Here is a 15,761-nt window from a genome sequence, read left to right as displayed (position 1 = left end):
GACGGACGCGACGCGGCGGCCGGGCCGGCGGACCGCGGCCTACTCCCCCCGGGTCGCGCCCATCGGCTCGCGGACCAGGGCGCCGTCGATGTAGCAGTAGCGCCAGTGCTCGCCGGGCTCCAACGACCGGATCAGCGGATGGCCGGTCTGCCGGTAGTGCTCCTCGGCGTGGCTGTTCACCGAGTCGCTGCAACAGCCCACCGCGCCGCAGGTCAGGCACATCCGCAACTGCACCCAGTCGTCGCCGCTCTCCACGCACTGCGGACACGCCTCGGCGTCGGATTCGGTGATGTTGATCCGGTCCAGGTGTGTGCAGGCGGTGCTCATGGTCTCCTCCCGCACGTACCGCCAGTTGCCGTGCAGGAACCGGTCGGGAATGATCCGCGCCAGGTAGCGCGAGTTCGCCGCGAGCAGCGGGCTGGTCACCGCCAGCACCAGCACGTACAGGGCGATGAACGGGCCGAGGCGGGCGTCCAGGCCGGCGGCGAGCGCGAGGGTGGCCAGGATCAGGGAGAACTCACCGCGGCCCAGCACGGTCAGGCCCACGTTGGCCGCGCCACGCTGGTTGAGCCCGAACAACCGGCCGGCGATCAGACCGGCGAGCACGTTTGTCACCACGGTCAGCAGGACGGCCAGCAGCACCGGCAGGGCCACCGAGCCGATCGCGCTGACGTTGATGCTGAGCCCGAACGCCACGAAGAAGACCGCCGCGAAGACGTCGCGCAGTGGCAGGACCAGGCGTTCCACCCGTTCCCGGATGGGGGTACGGGACACCACCAGGCCGATCATCAGGGCGCCGATCGCGTCGGAGACACCGATCTCGGCCGAGATGCCGGCCACCAGCACCACCAGCCCGACCATCAGGATGGCCAGCAGCTCGTCCTCGTTACTGTCGATGATCCTGCCGACCAGCCGGGCGCCGTACCGGGCGACGGCGAAGAGCACCACCAGGTACCCGAAGCTGAGCCCGATGCGCAGCGCCAGCTCCCCCGCCGACCCGGCCCCGGACAGCAGCGGCGACAGCAACGCCAGGTACAGCGCGAGGAACAGGTCCTCGATCACGATGATGCCGAGGATGACCGGGGTTTCCGCGTTCGCCAGCCGACGTAGCTCGATGAGCAGCTTGGTGGCGATGGCCGAGGAGGAGATGCCCAACGCTCCGGCTATCACGAACGCCTCGTAGCCGCCCCAGCCGAGCGCGAACCCGAAGAGCAGCCCGGCGCCGATGTTGAGGGCGATGTACGCGCCGGCCGCCACGAACAGCCGCTTGCCGCTGCCGATCACCTGCTCGACCGGGAACTCGACGCCGAGATGGAACAGCAGCAGGACCAGACCCAGCGAGGCGAGCAGGCCCAGGTCCTCGGGGTGGGCGACCAGCACCGGGCCGGGGGTGCCCGGGCCGAGCAGGATGCCGGCGAGCATGAAGAACGGCACCGTGGGCAGGTTGATCCGGCGACCGAAGCGGGCCAGCAGGCCCGCGATCAGCACAAGGGCACCGAAGCCCACGAGGTCGGCGTGCACGGTGAGGACTCCCCGGGTGGACTCGATGGGCAGGGCGGGGCGACGCGGGCCGCCGAGGTCACCCCCGGGCCGCGGCAGGACCGACTAGTCGGAGAAGTAGGTGCCGGTCAGCAGCGCGCCCACCTTGCGGGCCTGCTCCTCCGACATCTCGATCACCGCCACCGGATCGTCCGCGCCGGCGGCGAAGACGTACAGGTCCCGGGCACCGTCACGGCGTACGACGATCGAGATCCGTTGGGTGTTGCTGCCCAGGTCGACGTCGTAGCGTTTACCGATGCCCGGCAGTTCCTGCACGTAGATGCCTTTACCCATGACCTCTCCCGCCGCCGCTGCGCGATCTCCTGCGCAATCGTACGAGCCCGACCGGCCGCCACGACTCAGGCGGGGTGGTCGAAAGTCACGACATCAACCGGAACGTGGCGTCGTTACGGCCCTGCGTATCGGTGATCGGATCGAGGCGCAGCTGGTAGTCGTAATGCCGGATGTACCGGTCGGGGTAGTTGTAGGACTGGAACGACGACCAACCGCCGTTGCCCAGCCCGGCGACCTGCCGGAAGGTGGCGTCGGCGGCGAATACCGAACTGCCGTCGTTCGCCGCCAGCACGAAATCGAAGCCGTAGTGCCGCAGGTAGTAGCCGGGATAGTTGACCGACTCGAACGACACGTACCCGGAGTTGTTGGCCAGGCCCGGCACCACCCGGAACTGGGCGTCCTGGGCGGGGTTGACGTTGGCATCGATGCGTACGTCGTAGTTGGCGTGCCGTACGTAGCGGTCCTGGTGGGTGTACGCCTGGATCCGGTGCACCTGGGCGTTGCTGGGCCAGCGGGCGAGCACCCGGCTCTGCTCGGCGGCGGTCAGGTTGAGAATCGAGCCGTGCCGCTTGCGGCTGGCCCCCATGTGATAGTCGGACCTGGTCCGGAAGTTGGTGACGCTGCCCAGGTTCGTCGAGGTGATCGGCAGGTATCCGCGGCCGGTGGCGTACTGGTCGAGGTACAACGCCCACTCGTTGCGGCCGTTGAACTGCATCCACATCGGCCCCTCGACCACGTTGCCGCCGCCGGTGCCGTTGGAGATGCCCAGGTGGGACAGGTTGCCCAGGCTGGTCCAGGTGCCGAGGATCGAGTTGCTGGCCTCGATCGCGATGTGCCCGTCGGCGGAGGCCCGGTAGTAGCGGTAGCCGCCGACGCTGTTGGGCACCTCGATGATCTGAGTGTCGATGATGCCCTGGCCGCCGGTCGGACGCTCGATGTACAGCTGCGGGGCGGTGAAGCTGCGGAAGTCGGTCGTACGCACGTACCAGATCCGGTGCTTGGTGACACCGTTGCGCGGGGAGTTCGTCGCCCAGTAGATGACGTAGTCGCCGGTCGCCTGGTTGTAGATGGCCTCCGGCGCCCAGGCGTTGCCCGCGCCGGGGATCGCGCCGGCCACGTTGATCAACCAGGGGGTGGACCAGTTCACCAGGTCACGCGACTCCCACACCACAAGCGAGGTGCTGCCCCGGTTGGCGGCGTCGTTCCAGGAGGTGCCGCTGGCGATGCGCAGGTCGGTGGCGACGATCCAGTACCGGTCACCGGCGGGCGAGCGGACCAGCGCGGGGTCGCGGACGCCACGCGTACCGAGGGTGGAGAGCAGCACCGGCCCGCCGTTGTTCAGGTCGCGCCAGGTCAGCCCGTCGGAGCTGTGGGCCAGGTAGATCTGCTCGCCGTTGGCGGACTCCCCGGTGAAGTGCGCCATCAGGTACCCGGTGAACGGGTCCAGCGCCGCAGCCTCGGCGCGCGGTCCCGCTGCGGCGGCTCCGGCGTGGGGTGCCTGCGCGGCGGGCAGCAACAGCAGGCAGGCGGCGGCGAGCAGCGCGCTCATCCGACCCAGAACTCTCGACATCCGTTGCTCTCCTTGCCGGCGGGCTCCAGGGACGGCAGTGCATGGCCGAGCACGCTTGTGAGCGTTAACAACAGCTAGCGGCAACGCGCCGGATTCACTGTTATCGGCTTGTTTCGCAAGTGTTTACGGCCCTCATCGCACTGTCAAGACATCGACGTGCATCGGTTGCCGCGCGGTCCCGCGCTCAACTCCGGACTGCGCCGGCACGGCGACGAGGCCCTCGCCGTGGAGCAGGCGTTGGCACTCGCCGCTTTGATCGAACTGTCGACCGCCCTGGGCAAGGTGGACCTGGTGCCCACCTGGGGCGACCGACTCCGCGCACTGCCGCTGACCGCCCCTGAACGCGACCAGATCCGCCACTCCATCGCCACCCCCGACACCCTCACCCCCTGGCTCCCCCACCCCTTCCCTGGTTGATCAAGAAGTTCTGGTCTCGGAAGGGCATGTCGGAGACGCAAACATCTCGATCAACAGGGCGAGGGCGGGAGGGCTAGAGGTGGGTGGGGGCGGGGATGCCGAGGAGGGCGAGGCCGGTGTGGAGGGTTTCGCCGGTGAGGTGGCACAGGGCCAGTCGGTTGGACCGGACCGGGTCGGGGGCGCGCAGCACCGGGCAGTGTTCGTAGAAGGTGGTGAAGGTCTGCGCCAGGCGGTACAGGTAGCCGCAGAGACGGTGGGGTTCGTAGTGGGCGAGGACCTCGGTGAGGGTGTCGGCGAAGCCGTCGAGGTCGAGGATCAGCGCCCGCTCGGCCGGCTCCAGTGTCGTCGTCGGGTCCACCGTGATGGCGGGGTCGCCGGCCCGGGCCAGCAGGGATCGTATCCGGGCGTGCGCGTACTGGAGGTAGACGCCGGTGTTGCCGGTCAACGCCAGCATCCGCTGCGGGTCGTAGGTGTAGTCGCGGGTACGGCTGGTGGCCAGATCGGCGTACTTGACCGCGCCGATGCCGACCTGCCGGGCCCGCTCGTGCAGGGCCGCGCCGGTCAGCTCCGGGTTCTTGGCGGCGACCACCTCGCGGGCCCGGTCGACAGCCTCGGTGAGCAGGTCCACCAGGCGCACGGTGTCACCGGCCCGGGTCTTGAACGGCCGTCCGTCCGGGCCGAGGACCGTGCCGAAGGCGACGTGCACGGCGGACACCTGCGGCGGTAGCCAGCCGGCCCGCCGCGCGGTGTCGAAGACCATGGTGAAGTGCAGTGACTGTCGGGCGTCGACCACGTAGAGCAGCCGGTCGGCGTGCAGTTCGGCGACCCGTTGCCGCAGCGCCGCCAGGTCGGTAGCGGCGTAGCCGAAGCCGCCGTCACGTTTGCGTACGATCAGCGGGCTCGGCGCGCCGTCCGGTCCGCGTACCTCGTCGAAGAAGACGCAGAGCGCGCCGTCGCTGGGCACCGCCACCGCCTGCGCCGCCAGGTCCGCGGCGACGCCGGGCAGGGCATCGTTGTACGCGCTCTCGCCGACCGCGTCGGCGGGGGTCAGCCGTACGCCGAGCCGGGCGTAGACGTCGGTGAAGTAGTGGGTGGACTCGGCGACGATGTCCTGCCAGGCGGCCACGGTGTTCGGGTCGCCGCCCTGCAATGCCACCACCCGTTGCCGGGCCCGTACGGCGAACTGCGGGTCGGTGTCGAACCGGGCCCGGGCCTGCCGGTACAGCGCAGCCAACCGGCTCATCGACGCGTCGTCGCCGCCGACCGTCACGGGCTGCTCGTTCTGGTACTGGATGAGCATGCCGAACTGGGTGCCCCAGTCGCCGATGTGGTTGCGGCGTACCACCGTGCCGCCGAGGTGTTCGAGGATGCGCACCAGCGCGTCGCCGATGATGGTGGAGCGCAGGTGCCCGACGTGCATCTCCTTGGCGATGTTCGGCTGCGAGTAGTCGACGACTGTGGTGATGCCGGTCTCCGGCGTCCCGACGCCCAGCCGGGGGTCGGCGAGCCGCCCGGCGAGCTGCGTCAACAGTGTCCGGTCGGCCAGGTCCAGGTTGACGAACCCGGGCCCGGCCACTTCGGCCACCAGGTCGTCGGCACGCAGTGCCTCGACCATCTCCGCGGCGATGTCACGCGGACGCCGCCGCAGCGTCCGGGCCGCCGCCAGCACCCCGTCGGCCTGGAAGTCGGCGTGCTCCGATCGGCGCACCTGCGCAACGAAGTCCGCCAATCCGAGGGATGTTGCGGCGGCGGAGACGGTGTCGGACAACGACGAGGCCAACGAGGGCACGGTCACGGGTACTCCCGAGAGGGCTGGGACTGCGGGTCACAAGACGACGGCCGGCCGCAATACGGCGGCGGGCTCGACGGAGAACGCGCGGAAGATCGACGACTATCGTCGTCGCCGGCGCACGCGGCGGACGCTGGTGACCACCAGTTCCATCTCCACCGCCTCGACGCCAAGGTCGCGCACGAAGCGCCACCGACTACCCGCACTGTACGCGCCCCCGCCACCGCTCCCCTGCACGCCCCCAGCCCACCCCGCCCACCCCCGTCCTGTTGATCAAGAGGTTTGGTCTCCAGAACGCACCCCGAGACGCGAACCTCTTGATCAACAAGGCGCGCAGGAGGGATGAGGGGGTGGGTGGGTCAGGGGTTGGTGGTGAAGCCGTCCAGGGTGGCGCGGGTTTCGGGGGTGTGCAGTTCCTGGAAGAGGGTGATGTGGAGGTTGGCGGGGGCGTCCAGGCGGGCGTTGACCGAGTGCCACGGGGTGGTGGTGGGCGGGGCCACCTGGGTGGCGCCGGCGGCGACCAGGCGGTCGGTGGTGGCGGCGGTGTCGTCGACCTCGAACGCCACGCGCAGTCGGGGGGCGACCTGCTGTCCGACCTCGACCTCGTCGATCATTCGCTTCTGCGCCGGGTTGGCGATCTCCAGGGTGGCGCGGCCGGCCTCCAGGATCACCACCCGGGCGTCGTCGTCACCGGAGTAGGCCGCCTGCTCGGGTAGGCCGAGCACGTCGCGGTAGAAGCGGACTGCCGCCTCGTAGTCGTCGGCCTCGACCACGAGCCGCAACTGGCGTACCGGCGACGCTGGCTGCTCAGACGAACTCACGTTTCGATCTCCCACGCATCGAGGGTGGATGCCCGTCACCGAGCGGGCGTCGATTTCGGCGTCCACCGGCGGCGCGGGCGCGGTGTGCGCAACGCTACCGAAGGCGACTGCCGCAGCGGACGCATCCTGGCCCGGCACGCAGTGACTCGTGACCGGGACGGCCAGTTGACATGAACGAGAACCCGTTCGAAGAGGAGAGACGTGTCCGAAAGCGAGAACCCGGCAATCCCCTCCCCGGCGCCGAAGCCGGGTCGACCGAAGACGAATCAGGACTGGTGGCCCAACCAGCTCAACCTGCAGGTGCTGCACCAGCACTCACCTCGGGCCAACCCGATGGGCGCGGCCTACGACTACGCGGCCGAGTTCGCCGGCCTCGATGTCGAGGCGCTCAAACGCGACGTCTTCGAGGTGATGACCACGTCGCAGGAGTGGTGGCCGGCCGACTACGGCCACTACGGTCCGCTGTTCATCCGGATGAGCTGGCACTCCGCCGGCACGTACCGGATCGAGGACGGTCGGGGCGGCGCCGGCGACGGCGCGCAACGCTTCGCCCCCCTCAACAGTTGGCCCGACAACGCCAACCTGGACAAGGCCCGCCGGCTGCTCTGGCCGGTCAAGCAGAAGTACGGCCGGAAGATCTCCTGGGCCGACCTGCTGGTCTTCGCCGGCAACTGCGCGCTGGAGTCGATGGGCTTCAAGACCTTCGGTTTCGGCTTCGGACGCGACGACGTCTGGGAGCCGGAGGAGATCTTCTGGGGACCGGAGGACACCTGGCTCGGCGACGAACGCTACAGCGGTGACCGGGAACTGTCCGGCCCGCTCGGCGCGGTGCAGATGGGGCTGATCTACGTCAACCCGGAGGGCCCCAACGGCACTCCTGACCCGTTGGCCTCCGCCCGGGACATCCGGGAGACCTTCCGGCGGATGGCGATGAACGACGAGGAGACCGTCGCCCTCATCGCCGGCGGTCACACCTTCGGCAAGACCCACGGCGCCGCACCCGCCAGCTACCTCGGGCCCGAGCCGGAGGGCGCGCCGCTGGAGGAGCAGGGGCTGGGGTGGCGGAACAGCTACGGCAGCGGCAAGGGCAACGACACCATCACCAGCGGCCTGGAAGGCGCCTGGACGCCCACCCCGATCACCTGGGACAACAGCTACTTCGACACCCTCTTCGGGTACGAGTGGGAGGTGCACGAGAGTCCGGCCGGCGCGAAGCAGTGGCGGCCGAAGAACGGTGCCGCGGCCGATGCCGTGCCGTCCGCCCACGACCCCTCCATCCGGTACGCCCCGATGATGGCCACCAGCGACATCGCGCTGCGCGCCGACCCGACGTACGAACAGATCTCACGACGCTTCCACGAGCACCCCGACCAGCTCGCGGAGGCGTTCGCGAAGGCCTGGTACAAGCTGCTGCACCGGGACATGGGACCGCTGTCGCGCTACCTCGGGCCGTGGGTGCCCGAGCCGCAGCTGTGGCAGGATCCGGTGCCGCCCGTCGACCACGCGCTGATCGACACCGCCGACGTCGACACCCTCAAGGCGGCACTGCTCGGCAGCGGCCTGTCCCTCCCCCAGCTGGTCCGTACGGCGTGGGCGTCGGCGGCGAGCTTCCGCGGCACCGACTGCCGGGGCGGGGCGAACGGGGCCCGGATCCGCCTGGAGCCGCAGCGCAACTGGGCGGTCAACGACCCGGCCGAGTTGGCGACGGTGCTGCCGGTGTTGCAGCGGGTGCAGGAGGACTTCAACGCCGGACAGTCCGGCGGCAAGCGGGTCTCCCTCGCGGACGTGATCGTGCTCGGCGGGAACGCCGCCATCGAGCAGGCCGCCCGCAACGCCGGATACGAGGTCACGGTCCCGTTCGCGCCCGGCCGCACCGACGCCGATCAGGAGCAGACCGACGTGGAGTCGTTCACGGTGCTCGAACCGAGGGCGGACGGGTTCCGCAACTACGTGCGGGAGGGCCAGAAGCTGTCCCCGGAGACGCTGCTGCTGGACCGGGCCAACCTGTTGACCCTGACCGCACCCGAGATGACCGCCCTGATCGGTGGCCTGCGGGTGCTCAACGCCAACACCGGGCAGGCGCGACACGGGGTGTTCACCGACCGGCCCGAGACGTTGACAAACGACTTCTTCGTGAACCTGCTCGACATGGACACCGTGTGGAAGGTGTCCACCACCGCCGAGGGCGTCTACGAGGGTCGGAACCGGGCCACCGGCGAGATCACCTGGACGGCCACCGCCGTGGACCTGGTCTTCGGGGCGAACTCCCAGCTGCGCGGCATCGCGGAGGTCTACGCCAGCACGGACGGGCAGGAGAAGCTCGTCCAGGACTTCGTCGCGGCCTGGGCCAAGGTCATGAACCTGGACCGCTTCGACCTCGGCACCCGCCGGGGGTAGGCGGCCCCGCAACGGTACGGGTAGCGCGGCGTCGACTGCCGCGCTACCCGTACGTGTTCGCCGCCGCGTGTCACTTCCGGGCCGTCGGCGGTGCTTCGTAGGTATGGAGGAGGAAGCTGGACTCGTGGCACCGGGGCGGGTGACCGCCGCGGCGGCCGCCTGGTCCGCGCGCGGCCACCACAGACCCACCGGGCGTACGGTGCGGAAGGGGGATGGTGTGGTCGGTTCGGCCGCGGCCGGGCGCGACGGCATCCGCGCCGACCTCGAACAGGTCTTTCGGGCCTGTTATCCCCGGATCGTCGGGGTCGCCGCCCGGGTGCTCGGCTCCCGCGCCGAGGCCGAGGACGTGGCGCAGGAGGTGTTCCTCGCCTTCGGGCGTTCCTCGGTGCCGGCCGGGCAGGCGATGGGCTGGCTGTCGGTCGCCGCGGCGCACACCGCACTGAACCAGGTCCGGTCCCGTCGTCGACGCACCGCCCGCGAACAGGTCGCCGGTGCCCCGGAGACGGTCGGTCCCGACGTCGCGGAGGCGGTGGTGACCCGCGACGAGCGCCGACGGGTGCGCGCCGCGTTGGCCCGGCTGCCCCGCCGCCAGGCCGTCGCCCTGCTGCTGCGGCACAGCGGTCTCAGCTACGCCGAGGTCGCCGCCGCCCTCGATCTCTCCCCCGGCAGTGTCGGCACCACCGTACGCCGGGCCGAGTCCGCCCTACGCGAGGAGTTGAACCGTCATGCGTCATCCGACTGACGGCACGCTGCGCCGTCTGCTGGACGAGCCGGCCGGTGTCGCCGACGCCGACCGCGCGCACGTCGCGAACTGCCCGGTCTGTCTCTCCGGGCTGGCCGCCGCCCGGCAGGATGCGACGCTCAGCGCAGCGGCGCTGGGCGGACGACCGGGTGTCGGGGTGGAAGCCGATGTCGACGTGGACGCGGGCTGGCAGCGGTTGAGCCGTACCGTCGCCGAGTCCGGTCGCCCCCGGGTGCCCGCCGTCGCCCGCGAGCGTCGCTGGCGTGCCGCCCTGCGCAGCCCGGTGGTCGCCGCCGTCGCCGTCCTCGCGCTTGTGGGTGGGGCCGGCGCCGCAGCGGCCGGGAACTGGTTGCAGGTCTTCCACACCGAGCGGATCGCCCCGGTCACGATCGCGCAGGCCGACCTGGTCGCGCTGCCCGACCTGTCGGCGTACGGCGAGGTCGAGATGACCGAGCCGCCCAACGTCCGCGAGGTCACCGACGCCGCCGAGGCGCAGCGGATCACCGGGCTGTCCCTGCCCCGGCTCGACCGGTTGCCCCGGGGCGTGACGGGCGAGCCGACGTTCCAGGTCGGTGACCGGGCCAGCGCCGTGTTCACCTTCTCGGTGGCCCGGGCGGCGCAGACGGCCGCGGCGCACGGCGAGCCGCTGCCGGAGCCGCCCGCCGGGCTCGACGGCAGCCAGTTCCGGTTGACCGCCGGACCGGGAGTCGCCGCGCTGTGGGCGGGCCAGCACGGGATGCCGAACCTGATCGTGGCGCGGATGGCCGCGCCGACCGCGTACTCCTCGGGCATCGAGTTGTCCACGGCGGTCGACTATCTGCTGTCGCTGCCCGGTCTGCCGGAGAACGTCGCGGCCCAGTTGCGGCACTTCACCGGCGACGGTACGACGCTGCCGCTGCCGGTCAACGCCCGGTATCTGACCGCCTCCCCCGCCGACGTCAACGGGACGCCGGCCACCGTGCTCACCTCGCGCGACGGCGTACTGGCCGGGGTGGTCTGGGTCGACGGCGCGACGGTCACCGCGGTGGCCGGCCCGCTGGGCGCCGACGAGGTGGTGTCGGTGGCGCGCGGACTGCGGTGGGACCGATGACCGGCCCGGACACCGTCCGGAGCGATCCACCCGCCGGGCAGGAAGCCCTGCTCTCCGGGCAGCAGGACGAGGCTTCCCTCGGTGCGGCGGCGCGGTTGGTGGCCGAGTTGCCGCCCGCTCCGGCGGTGTGGTGCTCGGGGCTGCGCAAGCGGTACCGGCGACGCACGGCGGTCGACGGTGTCTCCTTCACCGTGGACCGGGGTGAGGTGGTGGGGCTGCTGGGCCCCAACGGGGCCGGCAAGACCAGCGTCATCAAGATCCTGCTCGGTCTGGTCCGCCCCGACGCGGGCGAGGTGCTGCTGCTCGGGCGGCCGGCACGCGACCCGCGGTCCCGGGCCCGGGTCGGCTATCTGCCGGAACTGTTCCGCTACCAGCCGTGGCTGACCGCGGCGGAGGTGCTGGCCCTGCACGTCCGGCTCGCCGGCGCGGACGTGCCGCAGCGGGAGCGGCAGGAGTGCCTGGCCGGCGTCGGCCTGGCGGACCGGGCCGGCGACCGGGTGGGCGGCTTCTCCAAGGGCATGCAGCAGCGTCTCGGGTTGGCCGTGGCGTTGGTGGCCCGTCCGGAACTGGTCGTCCTGGACGAGCCGACCAGCGCCCTGGATCCCCTCGGCCGGGCCGACGTACGGGACCTGTTGCTCTCCCTGAAGGCCCGGGGCGTGGCGGTCCTGCTCAACTCGCATCTCATCGGTGAGGTGGAGCGGGTCTGTGACCGGGTGGTGATTCTCGACAGGGGGCGGGTGGCCGCCGCCGGCACCCTGGCCGAACTGCTCGGTCGGCGGGAACTGCGACTGCGGCTCGACGGGGTGACCGAGCCGGCCCGCGACCGGCTGGCCGCCGCGGGTCCGCTCGCCCAGGAGGGGAACCTGTTCACCGTCACGCTGCCGAGCGAGCCGGAACCGACCACCGTGCCGCAGCTGGTGGCCGACCTGGTCGGTCTCGGGGTACGCGTGCACGCCGTCGAGCCCGGGCGGGTCAGTCTCGAGGAGCGGCTGCTGGCCATCCTCCGTACCGGAGGGGAAGGGCGATGATCGTCCGGACCGTACTCACCGTGGCCGCGCTCACCCTGCAGGAGGCCGCGCGGCGGCGGGTGTTGCGCTCGCTCGCCGCGCTGACGATCGTGCTGCTCGCGCTCAGCGCCTGGGGGTTCTCCCGCATCGACGCCGAGTTCGGCGGGCTGACCAGCGGTGAGGCGCGACTGGTCGCGGCCATGGTGCTCAACCTGGTGATGTTCGGCCTGAGCCTGATCGCCGCGCTCGGTACGGCGTTCCTCGCCGGTCCCACCCTGGCCGGCGACATGGAGTCCGGGGCGGCGCTGGCGATCCTGGCCCGACCGGTGCACCGCTTCGCGGTGCTGGTGGGCAAGTGGCTCGGGCTGATCGCCTTCGGGGCCGGTTTCGTCGCCCTGGCCGGCCTGGCGCAACTGCTCGTCGTCCGGGTGACCGTCGGCTACTGGCCCCCGCAGCCGGTGACCGGTCTGACGCTGCTCGCCGCGCAGACCGTCGTGCTGCTCACTCTCGGCCTGCTGCTCTCCAGCGTCAGCTCGCCGATGGCCTCGGGTGTGGTGGCCGTCGGCCTGTTCGGGGCCACCTGGATCGCGGGGGTGGTGGGCGCGTTCGGCACCGCGCTGGACAACGACAGCGTGGCCCGGGTGGGCACGGTCTCCCGGATGCTGCTGCCGACCGACGGGCTGTGGCGCGGGGCCATGAACGCCTTCCAGGACCCGACCGTGCTGCGGCAGTTCGGCCCGGCCATGCAGGGTCACCCCTTCCTCAGCGACGCCTCGCTCACCGTCACCTACCTGGCCTGGGCGGCGCTCTGGGTCGTCCTCGTGCTCGGGCTCACCGGGATGGTGTTTCGCCGCCGCGACCTGTGATCCGCCGTATCCGTGCGGCAGCGCTGCGGCGGGCGGTGACTACCCGGCGGGTTGTCGCAGGACGCGGGCCAGTCGGCGGACTGCTTCGTCCATCATTTCCGGTGCAGCGGCGGCGTAGGTGAGGCGCAGGTGTGCCGCCGGTGGTTCGGCGGCGTACCAGGGGCGGCCGGGAAAGACGACGACGCCCTCGGCCGCCGCGGCGGTGGCCACCGCGACGTCGTCGGTGCCCTCGGGCAGCGGCAGCCACAGGTGCAGGCCGCCACGCGGCACCGGCAGCCGGTCGACCAGGTCCGGCAGGTGTCGGCGCAGCGCGGTCAGCAGCGCCTCGCGCCGGTCCCGCAGCGCGGTGCGCAGCGCCCGGTGGTGACGCGCCCACGCCGGGGCGGTGACGAACTCGATGGCGGCCTGTTGCAGTGGGCCGGCGACGAAGAAGTCGTCGAGCAGCCGGGCGGCACGTAGCCGGGCACCGGCCGGGCCGAGCGCCCCGATCGCGGCCACCCGCAGCCCGGGAGCGGCCGACTTGGTCAGCGAGCGCAGGTAGACGACGTGCCCGTCCCGGTCGTCGGCGGCCAGTGGCGGCGGGGCCGGTCCGTCGATGGTGAGGTCACGGGCGTAGTCGTCCTCGATCAGGAACGCACCGGCGTCGCGTACCGCCTCGGCGACCAGGGCGCGGCGGTGGGCGGCCAGGGTGGCGCCGTGCGGGTTGGCGTACAACGGTTGGCAGTAGAACAGCCGGGCACCGGTACGGGCGAACGCGGCGGCGAGGTGGTCGGGGCGTACGCCGTCGGCGTCGGCGGGGACGGGCACCACCCGCAGCCCCGCCGCCTCGGCGGCGGCCAGCGCGCCCAGGTAGGTCGGCGATTCGACGAGCAGGGCGTCGCCGGGCGCGGCGAGCGCCCGCAGCGCCGTCGACAACGCGGCCTGCCCACCCGGACAGATCGCCATGTCCTCGGCACGCAGCCCGCCGCCGATCTCGCGGGCGAACCAGGCGCGCAGGTCGGCCCGCCCCTCGACCGGTCCACGCTGCCACGACGCGGGCTGCCGGGCGGCGCGGGTGAGCGCGGCGCCGAGCGCGGCCGCGGGCTGCAACTCCGGGTCCAGGTAGCCGCCGGAGAGCGGAATCGCCCCGGCGGGCGGTAACGCCAGTAACGCCTGCAACTGGTCGTCGCCGGGGCGGCGAGGGCCGAGCGCGACAGTCTGCCAGGACAGGTCGACGGTACGGGGCTCGACCGCTCGGGCGGCCACATAGGTGCCCTGGCCGGGCCGGGTCTCGATCAGCCCTTCCCGGACGAGGTGCCGGATCGCCTCGGCGACGGTGACCGGCGAGGCCCGATGGCGGCCGGTCAGCTCGCGTACCGACGGCAGCCGGGTGCCGGGGCCGGCGGCGGCCACCGACCGGCGTAGATCTTGGATAACGCGATCGGTTGCGTTACCGTCATTCATGAGAGAGAAGAGTAGCGCTACTGAGCCGCGGACGATAGCGGGCGACCGGGCGGCCGGTCTCCTGCTCGGCGCGCTGGGGGTGCTCGCGTTCAGCATGTCGCTGCCGGCCACCCGGGTCGCGGTGCAGCAACTCGACCCGTGGTTCGTCGCCTTCGGCCGTTGTGTCGGCGCGGCGGTGCTGGCCTGGGGCTATCTGTGGATCACCGCGGCGCCGTGGCCGAGCCCTCGGCAGTGGCGTCGGCTGTCACTCGTCGCCCTCGGCGTGGTGGTCGGTTTTCCGCTGTTCACCTCGTTGGCGCTGACCAGCCAGACCGCCTCGCACGGCGCGATCGTCATCACCGTACTGCCCGCCATGACCGCCGTGTTCGCGGTGCTGCGTGCCGGCGAACGCCCACCGCCGCTGTTCTGGATCGCCAGCACCGGCGGTCTGCTGGCGGTGCTGGCCTTCCTGGTCGCCAACGGCGCGGTGGTCGGCGCGCCGGCCGTGGCCGACCTGTTCCTGCTCGCGGCGGTCGTGCTCGCCGGGCTCGGGTACGCCGAGGGCGGTGCGCTCGCCCGTGAACTGGGCGGTGCCCGGACGATCTGCTGGGCCCTGGTGCTGTCGCTGCCGGTCACAGTGCCGATCGTCGCCGCCGTCGCCCTGGCCGCTCCCCCGCACGCCGGTGCCGGCGGCTGGTCGGCGTTCGGCTATCTCACCGTGGTGTCGATGTTCCTCGGCTTCTTCGCCTGGTACGCCGGGCTGGCCCGGGGCGGCATCGCCCAGGTCGGCCAGCTCCAACTCGCGCAGCCCGTGCTCACCCTGGCCTGGTCGGCCCTGCTGCTCGGCGAACGGGTCACGCCCGCCTCGATCGTCGCCGCCCTGGTGGTGCTGGCCTGTGTCGCGCTGATCCAGCGCACCCGCACCACCAGGCAGGCGATCGTGGTCGTCCCGGCGGCGGCCCGCCGACGGTGACGACGCCCGGGTTACGGCTTACGCCCGACCGCGCAGTACTGGTCGATCGCGGCGGGCTCGGGACCGGTGCTGTCGGGCCGCCAGCGGGTGACCGAGACGACGCCGGGCTCGACCAGCTCCAGTCCGTCGAACAGGGCGGCGATCCGCTCGGGGCTGCGCAGGTGGTACTTCGGGTTGGCGGAGATGTTCCAGATCCGTACCGCCTCGGTGACCGCCTCGCTGGTGTCACTGCCGTCGTACATCGCCAGGTAGCTGCCGGACGGCAGGGCGGCCATGATGCTGTTGATGATCGACTTCGCCTCGTCGTCGGACTCGACGTGGCCGAGGATGCCCATCAGGATCAGCGCCACCGGCTGGCTCAGGTCCAGCGTCCGCGCCGCCTCGCGCAGGATCGCCTGCGGATTCCGCAGGTCGGCGTCGATGTAGTCGGTCGCCCCCTCGGGCGTACCGACAAGCAACGCCCGGGCATGGGTCAGCACCAGCGGGTCGTTGTCGACGTAGACGATGCGGGCCTGCGGGTTGACCGACTGGGCCACCTCGTGGGTGTTGTCGGCGGTGGGCAGGCCGGTGCCGATGTCGAGGAACTGCCGGATGCCTGCCTCACCGGCCAGATAACGCACCGCGCGGGTGAGGTAGGCCCGGGAGAGCCGGGCGTTCTCCGCCAACTGCGGCAGGTTCGAGATGATCTGATCGCCGACCTCGCGGTCGACGGCGAAGTTGTCCTTGCCGCCGAGCAGGTAGTTCCAGATCCGCGCTGTCTGCGGCACACCGGTGTCCAACGTGGGCCTGTTCTGTTCGCCGTCCGTCACGGTCACACCATCCGCCACGATCGCA

General features: G+C 71.7%; 14 protein-coding genes. 7 read left to right on the top strand and 7 right to left on the bottom strand.

What is annotated here, in order from left to right; translation table 11 throughout:
* Positions 1–39: 39 nt before the first annotated feature.
* The 3 genes from EG812_RS15970 to EG812_RS15960 form a co-directional block, all read right to left on the bottom strand.
* A complete protein-coding gene (locus EG812_RS15970; protein WP_126711988.1) occupies positions 40–1,521 on the bottom strand; it encodes a cation:proton antiporter domain-containing protein in 1,482 nt (493 codons plus the stop codon).
* 84 nt (positions 1,522–1,605) lie between these two features.
* Positions 1,606–1,833 (bottom strand): cation:proton antiporter regulatory subunit, encoded by a 228-nt coding sequence (locus EG812_RS15965; protein ID WP_013733504.1) that lies wholly within the window; start codon positions 1,831–1,833, stop codon positions 1,606–1,608.
* An 85-nt stretch (positions 1,834–1,918) separates the two neighbouring features.
* The gene (locus EG812_RS15960) at positions 1,919–3,403 is read right to left on the bottom strand and encodes a glycoside hydrolase family 43 protein (RefSeq protein WP_199743882.1); all 1,485 of its coding nucleotides are present in this window, start codon (positions 3,401–3,403) and stop codon (positions 1,919–1,921) included.
* A 165-nt stretch (positions 3,404–3,568) separates the two neighbouring features.
* On the opposite strand from EG812_RS15960, the gene EG812_RS15955 reads away from it, so the two are divergent.
* Positions 3,569–3,820: a hypothetical protein gene (locus tag EG812_RS15955; RefSeq protein WP_126711987.1), complete on the top strand. Its 252-nt coding sequence runs from the start codon at positions 3,569–3,571 to the stop codon at positions 3,818–3,820.
* Between the two features lie 73 nt (positions 3,821–3,893).
* Here the strand turns inward: EG812_RS15955 and argS are convergent, their stop codons facing one another.
* Together argS and EG812_RS29950 are read right to left on the bottom strand one after the other, a co-directional pair.
* Positions 3,894–5,615 carry an arginine--tRNA ligase gene (gene argS / locus EG812_RS15950; RefSeq protein WP_126711986.1) on the bottom strand — a complete coding sequence of 574 codons (1,722 nt, stop codon included), beginning with the start codon at positions 5,613–5,615 and terminating at the stop codon, positions 3,894–3,896.
* A gap of 353 nt (positions 5,616–5,968) precedes the next feature.
* On the bottom strand, positions 5,969–6,430 hold the full coding sequence (locus tag EG812_RS29950) for a VOC family protein (RefSeq protein ID WP_126711985.1): 462 nt from the start codon (positions 6,428–6,430) through the stop codon (positions 5,969–5,971).
* 201 nt (positions 6,431–6,631) lie between these two features.
* Between EG812_RS29950 and katG the strand changes: the two genes are divergently transcribed.
* The 5 genes from katG (at position 6,632) to EG812_RS15920 (ending at position 12,532) form a co-directional block, all read left to right on the top strand.
* The gene (katG, locus tag EG812_RS15940) at positions 6,632–8,827 is read left to right on the top strand and encodes a catalase/peroxidase HPI (RefSeq protein WP_126711984.1); all 2,196 of its coding nucleotides are present in this window, start codon (positions 6,632–6,634) and stop codon (positions 8,825–8,827) included.
* A gap of 217 nt (positions 8,828–9,044) precedes the next feature.
* Complete coding sequence (locus EG812_RS15935) at positions 9,045–9,569, top strand: RNA polymerase sigma factor (protein ID WP_043724212.1); 525 nt, start codon at positions 9,045–9,047, stop codon at positions 9,567–9,569.
* Positions 9,553–10,659, top strand: a complete 1,107-nt coding sequence (locus EG812_RS15930; RefSeq protein WP_126711983.1) for a hypothetical protein — start codon at positions 9,553–9,555, stop codon at positions 10,657–10,659. The genes EG812_RS15935 and EG812_RS15930 overlap by 17 nt, the downstream gene beginning before the upstream one ends.
* A complete protein-coding gene (locus EG812_RS15925; RefSeq protein WP_126711982.1) occupies positions 10,656–11,687 on the top strand; it encodes an ABC transporter ATP-binding protein in 1,032 nt (343 codons plus the stop codon). Before EG812_RS15930 ends, EG812_RS15925 begins: the two co-directional genes overlap by 4 nt.
* Positions 11,684–12,532, top strand: a complete 849-nt coding sequence (locus EG812_RS15920) for an ABC transporter permease (RefSeq protein WP_013733495.1) — start codon at positions 11,684–11,686, stop codon at positions 12,530–12,532. The genes EG812_RS15925 and EG812_RS15920 overlap by 4 nt, the downstream gene beginning before the upstream one ends.
* A 39-nt stretch (positions 12,533–12,571) precedes the next feature.
* Here EG812_RS15920 and EG812_RS15915 read toward each other — a convergent pair whose 3' ends face one another.
* Positions 12,572–13,975 carry an aminotransferase-like domain-containing protein gene (locus tag EG812_RS15915; RefSeq protein ID WP_043720664.1) on the bottom strand — a complete coding sequence of 468 codons (1,404 nt, stop codon included), beginning with the start codon at positions 13,973–13,975 and terminating at the stop codon, positions 12,572–12,574.
* On the opposite strand from EG812_RS15915, the gene EG812_RS15910 reads away from it, so the two are divergent.
* Positions 13,974–14,927 carry a DMT family transporter gene (locus EG812_RS15910; protein ID WP_050814606.1) on the top strand — a complete coding sequence of 318 codons (954 nt, stop codon included), beginning with the start codon at positions 13,974–13,976 and terminating at the stop codon, positions 14,925–14,927. The genes EG812_RS15915 and EG812_RS15910 overlap by 2 nt on opposite strands.
* 11 nt (positions 14,928–14,938) lie before the next feature.
* On the opposite strand, the gene EG812_RS15905 is transcribed toward EG812_RS15910, so the two are convergent.
* Positions 14,939–15,754, bottom strand: a complete 816-nt coding sequence (locus EG812_RS15905; RefSeq protein ID WP_232510798.1) for an SAM-dependent methyltransferase — start codon at positions 15,752–15,754, stop codon at positions 14,939–14,941.
* Positions 15,755–15,761 lie beyond the last annotated feature (7 nt).

This window comes from Verrucosispora sp. FIM060022 (assembly GCF_003977705.1).
GTDB lineage: Bacteria > Actinomycetota > Actinomycetes > Mycobacteriales > Micromonosporaceae > Micromonospora > Micromonospora gifhornensis.
The sequence above is the reverse complement of the archived record's forward strand: the minus strand, read 5'-3'. Positions and strand labels throughout refer to the sequence as shown.